This is a genomic window from Mycobacterium sp., from assembly GCF_049281135.1.
Lineage (GTDB): Bacteria > Actinomycetota > Actinomycetes > Mycobacteriales > Mycobacteriaceae > Mycobacterium.
Genome location: NZ_JBAPRN010000443.1, coordinates 1 through 10,457, shown reverse-complemented (window position 1 = coordinate 10,457; position 10,457 = coordinate 1). Strand labels below are relative to the sequence as shown.

8 protein-coding genes are annotated in these 10,457 nt (G+C 64.6%); 3 read left to right on the top strand and 5 right to left on the bottom strand.

Going from position 1 to position 10,457, the window contains the following annotated elements; translation table 11 throughout:
• A partial coding sequence (locus WAN02_RS18005) for a glycogen/starch/alpha-glucan phosphorylase (protein WP_422265609.1) occupies positions 1–2,352 on the top strand: 2,352 nt, incomplete at its 5' end.
• 9 nt (positions 2,353–2,361) lie between these two features.
• Here the strand turns inward: WAN02_RS18005 and WAN02_RS18000 are convergent.
• Together WAN02_RS18000 and WAN02_RS17995 are read right to left on the bottom strand one after the other, a co-directional pair.
• Positions 2,362–3,078 carry an SIMPL domain-containing protein gene (locus tag WAN02_RS18000; protein ID WP_422265608.1) on the bottom strand — a complete coding sequence of 239 codons (717 nt, stop codon included), beginning with the start codon at positions 3,076–3,078 and terminating at the stop codon, positions 2,362–2,364.
• Positions 3,079–3,088: 10 nt separating this feature from the next.
• Complete coding sequence (locus tag WAN02_RS17995) at positions 3,089–4,537, bottom strand: APC family permease (protein WP_422265607.1); 1,449 nt, start codon at positions 4,535–4,537, stop codon at positions 3,089–3,091.
• A gap of 148 nt (positions 4,538–4,685) precedes the next feature.
• Here WAN02_RS17995 and WAN02_RS17990 point away from each other — a divergent pair, with 148 nt between their 5' ends.
• Positions 4,686–4,814 (top strand): PPE family protein, SVP subgroup, encoded by a 129-nt coding sequence (locus tag WAN02_RS17990; RefSeq protein ID WP_422265606.1) that lies wholly within the window; start codon positions 4,686–4,688, stop codon positions 4,812–4,814.
• Between the two features lie 2 nt (positions 4,815–4,816).
• On the opposite strand, the gene WAN02_RS17985 is transcribed toward WAN02_RS17990, so the two are convergent.
• From WAN02_RS17985 to WAN02_RS17975, 3 genes are read right to left on the bottom strand one after another with little or no spacing between them, the layout of a single operon-like run.
• A complete protein-coding gene (locus tag WAN02_RS17985) occupies positions 4,817–5,833 on the bottom strand; it encodes a zinc-binding dehydrogenase (protein WP_422265605.1) in 1,017 nt (338 codons plus the stop codon).
• Positions 5,833–7,026 carry an LLM class flavin-dependent oxidoreductase gene (locus WAN02_RS17980; RefSeq protein ID WP_422265604.1) on the bottom strand — a complete coding sequence of 398 codons (1,194 nt, stop codon included), beginning with the start codon at positions 7,024–7,026 and terminating at the stop codon, positions 5,833–5,835. Before WAN02_RS17980 ends, WAN02_RS17985 begins: the two co-directional genes overlap by 1 nt.
• Positions 7,023–8,012, bottom strand: a complete 990-nt coding sequence (locus WAN02_RS17975; RefSeq protein ID WP_422265603.1) for an alpha/beta fold hydrolase — start codon at positions 8,010–8,012, stop codon at positions 7,023–7,025. Before WAN02_RS17975 ends, WAN02_RS17980 begins: the two co-directional genes overlap by 4 nt.
• A 225-nt stretch (positions 8,013–8,237) precedes the next feature.
• Between WAN02_RS17975 and ftsH the strand changes: the two genes are divergently transcribed.
• Positions 8,238–10,457: ATP-dependent zinc metalloprotease FtsH (gene ftsH / locus WAN02_RS17970; protein ID WP_422265602.1), on the top strand; the 2,220-nt coding region annotated here is incomplete at its 3' end.

Sequence of the window (10,457 nt, the reverse complement as noted above, 5' to 3'; positions counted from 1 at the left end):
CACTACTACCGTGCACTGTCGCTGGCGGTACGCGATCGGATGCAGCAGCGCTGGATGGCCACCACCCAGGACTGGCTCAGGCTTCCTAACAAGGTGACGTGCTATCTGTCGGCCGAGTTCCTGATGGGTCCGCAGCTTGGCAACAACCTGCTGAGCCTCGGGATCGAGGACGCAGCGCGGCAAGCGTTGGCGGAATTGGGTCAAGACTTCGACATCATCATGTCCTGCGAAAAAGAGCCGGGACTGGGCAATGGCGGCCTCGGTCGGCTCGCCGCCTGTTATCTCGACTCACTGGCCACCCTCGAGCGGCCGTCCATCGGATACGGCATCCGCTACGAGTTCGGGATCTTTGAGCAGGAGATTCGCGACGGCTGGCAGGTCGAAAAGACGGACAACTGGCTGGTTTACGGTAATCCGTGGGAGATCGACAAACCTGATGCCAGCTACATCGTCAACTGGGGCGGCTTCACCGAGCAGTATCAGGACGACGCGGATCAGACCCACACTCGTTGGGTCCCGCAACGAGTGCTCAAAGGTGTCTCCTACGACACCCCGATCCAGGGCTACGGCGTCAATACTTGCAACACGTTGACGTTGTGGAGCGCGCGGGCGGTGGAATCCTTTGCGCTGGAAGTCTTCAACACTGGCGACTTCTATAAGGCGGTCGACGAAGAGGTCGTCTCGGAGACCGTCTCCAAAGTGCTCTACCCCAACGACGAACCAGAAGCCGGCAAACGGCTGCGATTGCTGCAGCAGTACTTCTTTGTGACGTGCTCCTTGCAGGACATCCTGCGGATCCATCAGGACCGAGTTGGGCAACCGTTGAGCAAACTGCCGCAGAAGTGGGCGATCCAACTCAACGACACCCACCCGTCGATCGCTGTCGCCGAACTGATGCGGTTACTGGTCGACGAGCACTCGATGAATTGGGACCGGGCCTGGAAGATCACGGTGGCCACTTTCGGCTACACCAATCACACGCTGTTGCCCGAGGCGTTGGAAACCTGGCCGCTGTCGATCTTCGGGGAGGCCCTGCCGCGGCACCTGGAGATCATTCTTAGGATCAATGAGATCTTCCTCGACGAGGTGCGCGCGCGTTTCCCCGGCGACGAAGACCGGATACGCCGGATGTCGCTGATCGGTGAGGATGGCGGCAAATGCGTGCGCATGGCGCACTTGGCCACCGTCGGCAGCCACGCGGTCAACGGTGTGGCCGCATTGCATTCGGAGCTGTTGAAAGCCAGTGTGCTTCAGGATTTTTACGAGTTGTGGCCGCATCGATTCGGCAATGTCACCAACGGTGTGACGCCGCGGCGATTCTTGGCGCTGGCCAACCCCGGATTGCGTGAACTGCTTGACGAGACGATCGGCGACGGCTGGCTGACGGACTTGGAGCGGCTGCGAGGGCTGGAAGCCTATGTCGATGATCGCGCCTTCCGGGAGAGCTGGCGAGACGTCAAGCGCGCCAACAAGGCTCGGCTCGGGGAATACCTGCACGCGGTGACGGGCATCGAGCTGGACCCGACCTGGCTGTTCGACGTTCAGGTCAAGCGCATTCATGAATACAAGCGCCAGCACCTGAACGTGCTGCACATCATCACCCTGTACCACCGGCTCAAGAAGAACCCCGGTCTGTCGATTCCGCCTCGGGCGTTCATCTTCGGCGGCAAGGCCGCGCCGGGGTATTTCATGGCCAAGCGGATGATAAAGCTGATCAACTCGGTCGGCGCGACCGTGAACTCCGACCCGGACGTAAGCCGGTTCATGAAGATCGTTTTCGTGCCGAATTTCAATGTGCAGAACGCGCACTTGATCTATCCGGCCGCCAATCTTTCGGAGCAGATCTCCACTGCGGGTAAGGAAGCCTCCGGCACGGGAAACATGAAGTTCATGATCAACGGCGCCTTGACCATCGGCACACTGGACGGCGCCAACGTGGAGATGCTGGAGGAGGCGGGCGCGGAGAACTTCTTCTTGTTCGGTCTGAACGAGGAAGAAGTGGCCCGCGTCTACGCAGAGGGCCACCGCCCGTCGACGTACATCGAGCGGGACCCCGAGCTTGCCGAAGTGCTCGACCTCATTGCCGACGGGCATTTCACCCACGGCGACACCGAGATCCTGCGTCCCGTCGTCGATTCACTGCGTCACCATGACCCGTTCCTGGTGCTCGCCGACTACCGCTCCTACGTGGACTGCCAGGCTGCCGTTGGCGATGCGTGGCAGGACGCGGAGGCGTGGTCTCGCATGTCGATTCTCAACGCGGCACGCAGTGGCAAGTTCTCCTCCGACCGCGCGATCGCTGAGTACTGCGAACGAATCTGGGACGTGGCCGCGATGAAAGTGCAGTTGTGACGCCGGCGGTTAACGCAGCTCCCAGATCGCGGTAACCGCGAAGCTTACCGTTTGTTGCCTGGGCTCCAGCGGAACACTGGTCGCCATCCCACCCCGCATCGGCGCGGGTAACGGGGGCGTCGCGCCCGACGTTTCGGAGATCGACAGGATCTTGCCCAGTCCGAGTCCGGATAGCTGGGCGTACTGCGCAGCCCGGTCTTTGGCGTCCTGAAAAGCGTGCGCCCGCGCGTCTTTCACCAGCTGCGAATCATCGGCGATGGAGTAGCTGACCGAGTTGATCCGGGTCGCGTCACCGCCGGTTCCGACAATGAGGGCCAGCACGCGGGACGCGTTGCCGGCGGGGTGGATCTTGACCTGGATCGAGTTGACGGCCCGATAGCCGGTGATGGTGCCGCCGGCATTGTCGTATTGCGGTTGCATGCTCACATCGGTGGTGCTGATGTCCTTGCGGTCGACACCGGCGTTGGCCAGCGCATCGATGACCGCCTGCTGGCGGCTGTTGGTCTGATCCATCGCCGCGGTGACGTCGCGGGCGGTGAACTCGATGCCGACATCCGCGGTGAGCGTGTCCGGGACGCCTTGTACATGGCCGGAGCCGACGACGGTCACCTGGCGCGGGTTGTCACCGACCCGTTCCGGGCTGTGGTCGCAGGCCGACGCCGCTGCGGCGAGACCCAATGCGAGCACGAGACGAATGGGAGCTTTGGCGCGTCGGCTGATGGGCATGCTTGGCACCCTAGTCGCGGATGACGGGCACCGAGTTGGCGTCGCCGTTCAGGGCGCTGTGCCGGCGGCCCCACATCAGGTAATAGGTCAGCGCCACCGCCAACCATCCGCTGAACGCGATCCAGGTGTACCAATGCAGGCTGAACAGGATGTAGGCGCAGGCCGCGATCGACAGGACCGGGGTCACCGGATAACCCGGCACCTTGAAGCCGCGCGGCAGATCCGGCTCCTGAATCCGCAGGATGATCACTCCCGCTGACACCACGATGAATGCCGTCAGCGTGCCGATCGACACGATTTCGGCCAGCCGGTCCAACGGCACGACCGCGGCCAGCAACGCCACCGCGAACGCCACGATCATGGTGTTCTGCACCGGCGTCATCGTGCGCGGATTCACCTTCGCGAACGTCGCCGGCAGCAGCCCGTCCCGGCCCATCGTGAACAGGATCCGGGTCTGGCCGTACAGCGTCACCAGCGTCACCGAAAATATCGAAATCACGGCTCCCGCAGCCACAATGGTGCTGCCGGCCGTATTGCCGGTGATGTGGTCCAAGATCACCGCCAGCACCGCTTCTTCGCCCTTGAAGTCCTGCCAGCGCTGTGCGCCGACGGCGGCAACCGAGACGAGCACATGGATTGCCGTGACGATCACCAGGGCGGCGATGATCGCGCGCGGCATGGTGTGTTGCGGGTCTTTCACCTCGTCGCCCGCGGTGGATATCGCGTCGAGACCGATGTAGGCGAAGAAGATCGTGCCAGAGGCCAAGCTGATGCCGGATAAGCCGAAAGGCGCCAGATCCTTGAAGTTGCCGGCGTTGAACGCGGTGAACGCGATCGCCGAGAACAACACCAGCACGCTGAGCTTGATCACGACCATCACGGCATTCGCCTTGGCGGATTCGCTTGAACCGCGGATCAACAGCAGCGCGCACATCACCACCAGCGCAATCGCCGGTACGTTCAGGATGCCGGGTTCAGGGTCCCACGGCGCCGCTGAAATCGCATGTGGGATAACAAAACCGAAGACGTTGTCCAGAAACTTGTTGAGATACTGGCTCCAGCCGACGGCCACCGCGGCGGTGGACACGCCGTACTCGAGCAGCAAGCAAGCCGCGACTCCCATCGCCGCGAACTCTCCGAGCGTGGCGTAGGCATACGAGTAGGCCGATCCGGAAACCGGTACCGCCGAGGCCAGTTCGGCGTAACAGATCGCGGCCAGACCCGCCGCGGCGCCGGCAATGAGGAACGAGATTACCACCGCCGGCCCGGCTTGCGGCACCGACTGCGAGAGCACGATGAAGATCCCGGAGCCGACGGTTTCGCCGACACCGAACATCGTCAGCAGGAAAACGCCAAGGCTGCGCTGCAACTGGTCCGAGGCACCGTCGGCGACCGGGGCCCCGCTCACCGGACGGCGACGCAGCATCTGCCGTTGCAGGCTTGGCGCCGGCGTTGGCATGGTGCCTCCTCGGGAGCATCTGTGGTTGCCAGGCCGGGACGGTGGACTGCTTTCGCCGACAGCTGCCCACGTCATGCACGAGCGTGGTGAGTTAGCCAGCTTGCATCAAGATATACCAGCGCAGGGCCTTGACGCCCGCTAAACGGGTTTGCGCGACGCGGCGCCGGCGATTCCGGGCGTGGCCGTCATCGTGGGTAAGCGCGGCATGCAATTTGCCGCTCCCCGATACGGTTTCAAGCCGACCGCGATGCCTCGTCCGCCGGCCGGGGTGACATAGACCTAAGGGGTGACCAGTATCTTGCAGTGCCGTTCGGGGGCAGCGAGATCGTCGAAGGCCGCGCCGACGTCCTCGAGGCCGACGTCGCCGGTGATCATCGGGGTGACATCGATGTCGCCCTCGGCGATCGCCCGCAACGACTCGCCAAACTCGTTCGGGTCATACGCGAGGACGAACTGAACGTTGATCTCCTTGGCGATCGCGAAGAACGGGTGCACGGTGTCGGCTTGCATGCAGACGCCGACGACGACCAGCCGCGCACCGTGCCGGGCACGACGCATCACGTCGTCGATGATTCCTGGCACGCCGACGGCGTCGAAGACCACCACTGGGTGAACGCTGTCGAACGGCGAACTCTGCGCGGGATCGATGGTCTGGTGCGCGCCCATCATCGTAGCGAGTTCGCGCCGCTTCGGTGAAAAGTCCGCTGCCGCAATCGACTCGACGCCGCGGGCCCGCAGCGCAGCGATCACGGCAATGCCGATCGGTCCGCAGCCGAGAACCAGCGCAGGCTCGCCGGGCTGGATGGCGGATTTGTTGACGGCATGTAGCCCGACCGCCATCGGCTCGGTGAGCGCAGCGTGCTGAGCGCTGAGCCCGTTGGGAATCCGAAGCAGCAGTGGCGCCGAAAGCAGCATCCGCTCCGCGTAGCCGCCCAACGTTTTGTTGCTGTAGACGATCGGTTCGACGCTCTTGCCCGACACCAGCACCGGGATCGACGTGACAAGGGTTCCGGCCGAATGGGTTTCGGTGTCGGGCCCTGCCTCGAGTATCTCCGCGCTGAACTCGTGGCCCATGAAGACGTCGTGGCCCAGGTCGACGTTCATCGCGCCACCGGCCGCACTCGACATCTGATCGCTCAGCGACAGCACCTCGGCGCCGTGAGCGGCGAAATGCAGGTCCGAACCGCAGATTCCACACGACCGCACCGCCACCAGAACCTGACCGGGACCTGGCACGGGATCGGGCACGTCGTCGCGGTACACCATGCGGCCTTCCCGTAGTACCGAGGCGCGCATCAGTTGCTTCCGCTTTCCGCCGCGCGTTCGCCGACGTGCTCGGTGATCGCCTTCACCACGGCTTGTCCCGCACGCCCGATCAACTCTTCGCGTTTGTCCTTGGCCCACTCGTGTGACGACCGGGCCGCTTCGAGTTGACCCTTGAAGTGCGGAATGACCTTGCGGGCCAACAGTTCATAGCAGTGGTAGGTCGCCTCGGGCGAGGCCCAGTCATGACCGAGCATCAGCAACGTCCCGAATCCACCGGACCGCTCCAGCAGGTCTTCGATGTGTTCGATCGCGTCATCGGGGCTGCCGATGCAGCAATTGCCTTTGGCCGCATAGTCTTCGACGAATTCGTACGGCGTCTGTGATCCTTCAACCTCGTTGGCCAGCGGTACGAAACCGGCGGCGCCGAAGTAGTTGGCGAAATCCTGCAGGCCGTAGGTGCAGTCTTCGATCGCTTTTTCGCGGGTGTCGGCAACGTGCATGATCGACAGCACCCGCCAGTCCGAGCGGCTGGGCTCGTCGCGGCCGACCTTGGCGGCCTGCTCCTGCACTACCTGCCAGGTGTTGTCCAGCGCCGCGTAGCCGCCGGGAACGGACATCGACAGCGAAAGCAGCGACGTGCCCATAGCTCCGGCCAGTCGCGGGCCGGACGGCGAAATCATTGCCGCCGTTGATATTTCGGGGTATGGCCAGGTGTAGGGCCGAATATGCAATTGCGCGTCACGCAAGGTGAACCAGTCCGAGTGACGACTGATCCGCTCGCTCGGCCCGGCGCGGAACAGCGCCAGGATCGCCTCCAGCGACTCCTGCATCATCCGGCGCTGCTCGATCGGGTCGATGCCCATCATGTAGGCGTCCGATGGCAGGGCGCCCGGTCCGGCGCCGAACATCACGCGTCCACGGGTCAGGTGATCCAGCAGCACCCAACGGTCGGCCACCATCAGCGGATGGTGGTACGGCAGCGACACCACACCGGTGCCCAACCGGATATGCCTGGTCCGTTCGGCGGCCGCGGCGATGAACACCTCGGGACAGGCGATCAGTTCGTAGCCACCGGAGTGGTGTTCGCCGAACCACGCCTCGTCGAAGCCGAGGCGGTCCAGCGCGACAACGCGCTCCATGTCGTATTCCAGTGCCACCGTGGGGGATTGGCCGGTCGGGTGGAACGGTGTGATGAAGACGCCGAAGTTCAGCGGACGTTTCATGACGACTCCACGCCGGTCTTCAAGCTGGACAGGAATTCGAGCAGCAATTCGTTGACGCGGTCCGGTCTTTCCTGCTGCAGCCAGTGTCCGGCGCCGTCGATCAGCACCTCGCGGTAGCGGCCGGTCACCACCTCGGTTGCGCGGTCGGAGCGCATGAAGCTCGCCACCGGGTCGGCGGTACCGCCGATGAACATGGCGGGCACGTCGATGGTCGCAACCGGCGGGTCGGCCATGATCTCCCAGTTGCGATCCATATTCCGATACCAGTTCAGCCCGCCGGTGAAGCCGGTGCGGGTGAACTCGGCGACGTAGTGGTCGGCCTCGTCCGCGCTGATCCAGGCGGGCAGGCCGTCCTGCTCAGGTAGCCGCTCGATGAAGCCGTCCGGCCCGGGTCGGATCATGCGCAGCCCGGCCTCCGGGTCATCGCTCAGTGCCAGGCCGCCCATCATCCGGGTGATGGTCCTGGCCGGGTCGGCGGCCAACTCGGCGTCGGCCACCCCTGGCTCCTGGAAATACAGCATGTAGAAGAAGTTGTCGCCGAAGATCGCCCGGAACGCCTGGGTCGGCGGAATCTTCGCGCGCGGGACCGGCGGAACGCTCAAGCCGACGACGGCTGCGACCCGGTCGGCGTGCAGCTGCGCAGAACCCCACACCACCGGGGCGCCCCAGTCGTGACCGATGAACACCGCCTTGTCGGCGCCGACGTCGTCGAGCAGACCGATCAGGTCGGCGGACAGATCCGCGACGTTGTAAGCGGCGATGTCCGCCGGGCGGGTGCTGCGACCGAAGCCGCGCTGGTCAGGAGCCAGTACGTGGTACCCGGCGGCGGCCAGCACCGGGATCTGGTGGCGCCAGGAGTAAGCCAGCTCGGGAAAACCGTGCGCCAGCACCACGACCGGTGCGTCGGACTCTCCCGCCTCGACAGTGTGCAACTGCACGCCGTTGGTCTCGATTACACGTTCGGTGATGGGGAAGCTGTCCGACACAAGTTCACCAAAGCACAAGCCCGCCTGCGCCCGATAGGTGTTACGCGGGTGGGTGTGCTGCAGACGATGTCGGGAACCGCGATTCGTTGTTCGGTTGGTGACGATTCGAGGCGTGACCCGCTGCGCTCGGCCGCGCCCGAGCTGGCGATCAGCACTGGCGGTAATCTGGACTTTTCCAGCTTGCGTGTATCGGGAAGGACCTGGGCCGGCGACGGCCGATGATCGATGAACCGGAAAAACGTAGTCCGCACGCTCACGGCCATCGCAGTCGTGTTGCTGCTTGGTTGGTCTTTCTTCTACTTCAGCGACGACACCCGCGGCTTCAAGCCGGTCGACACGTCGGTGGCGATGGCCCAGATCAAGGGCGGCAACGTCAAGAGCGCCCAGATCGACGATCGCGAGCAGCAGGTCCGGATGACGCTGAAAAGCGCCGCTACCGGCACCGAGGGCTCCGACAAGATCATCACCCACTTCCCGACCGGGTATGCAGTCCCGCTGTTCGACCAGCTGAACGACAGTAAGGACACCCAGGTCAGCACCGTCGTCAACCAGGGCAGCATCATTGGCTCGCTGGTGATCTACGTGTTGCCGCTGTTGCTGCTGGTGGGGCTGTTCATGATGTTCTCCCGCATGCAGGGCGGCGCCCGGATGGGCTTCGGCTTCGGCAAATCGCGGGCCAAGATGCTGAACAAGGACATGCCCAAGACCACTTTCGCCGACGTCGCCGGCGCCGACGAAGCGGTCGAGGAGCTCTACGAGATCAAGGACTTCCTGCAGAACCCGTCGAGGTATCAGGCGCTCGGCGCCAAGATCCCCAAGGGCGTTCTGCTCTACGGCCCGCCGGGAACGGGTAAGACCCTGCTGGCCCGGGCCGTCGCCGGTGAAGCCGGTGTTCCCTTTTTCACCATCTCGGGCTCCGACTTTGTCGAGATGTTCGTCGGGGTCGGCGCATCCCGGGTGCGTGACCTGTTCGAGCAGGCCAAACAGAACAGCCCATGCATCATCTTCGTCGACGAGATCGACGCGGTCGGCCGCCAGCGCGGGGCCGGACTGGGCGGCGGTCACGACGAACGCGAGCAGACGCTGAACCAATTACTGGTCGAGATGGACGGCTTTGGCGAGCGCCAGGGTGTGATCCTCATCGCAGCAACCAACCGGCCCGACATCCTCGACCCGGCGCTGCTTCGGCCCGGACGCTTCGACCGCCAGATTCCGGTGTCCAGCCCCGACCTTGCCGGCCGGCGTGCCGTGCTGAGGGTGCATTCCAAGGGCAAGCCGTTCGGTCCCGACGTCGAGTTCGACGGGCTGGCCAAGCGGACCGTCGGGATGACCGGCGCCGACCTGGAGAACGTCATCAACGAGGCGGCGCTGCTGACCGCCCGCGAGAACGGCACGGTGATCACCGGCGCTGCCCTGGAAGAAGCGGTGGACCGAGTGGTCGGCGGTCCGCGGCGCAAGAGCCGGATCATCAGCGAGCAAGAGAAGAAGATCACCGCCTACCACGAGGCCGGGCACACGCTGGCCGGCTGGGCGATGCCGGGCGTGGATCCCGTCTATAAGGTCACGATCCTGGCCCGCGGCAACACCGGCGGCCACGCGCTGGCGGTGCCCGAGGACGACAAGGGCATGCACACCCGCTCGGAACTGATTGCCCGGCTGGTGATGGCCCTCGGCGGCCGCGCTGCCGAGGAACTGGTGTTCCACGAGCCCACTACCGGCGCGGTGTCTGACATCCAGCAGGCCACCAAAATCGCACGTGCGATGGTCACCGAGTTCGGAATGAGTTCCAAGCTCGGTGCCGTCAAATACGGCACCGAACATGGAGATCCCTTCCTCGGTCGGACCATGGGCAACCAGGCCGATTACTCCCATGAGGTCGCGCGGGATATCGACGACGAGGTGCGCAAGCTCATCGAGGCCGCGCACACCGAAGCGTGGGAGATCCTCACCGAGTACCGCGACGTGCTGGACATCGTGGCCGGCGAGCTGCTGCAGAAAGAAACCCTGCACCGCGCCGAGTTGGAGGCGATCTTCGCCGACGTCGAAAAGCGGCCACGGCTAACCTTGTTCGACGACTTCGGTGGCCGCATCCCGTCGGACAAGCCGCCGATCAAAACACCCGGCGAGCTGGCCATCGAACGCGGCGAGCCGTGGCCCAAGCCAGAGGCCGAGCCCGCTTTCAAGGCGGCCATCGCGGCGGCGGCACGTGATGCCGCGCAGGCCGAGGCTGAGCGAACCACCAACGGCAACAACGGTTCTCATGGTGGCCCACAGCAATCCACCCAACCCGACTACGGCGCCCCGGCGGGCTGGCACGCCCCGGGGTGGCCACCGTCGCAGCAGTCGCCCGCGCAACAGCCGCCGGGTTACTGGTACCCGCCGTCCCTGCCGACGCAGCCGCCACCGCACTGGCCTGCGCCGCCGCACCAGCACGCGGGTCAGCCC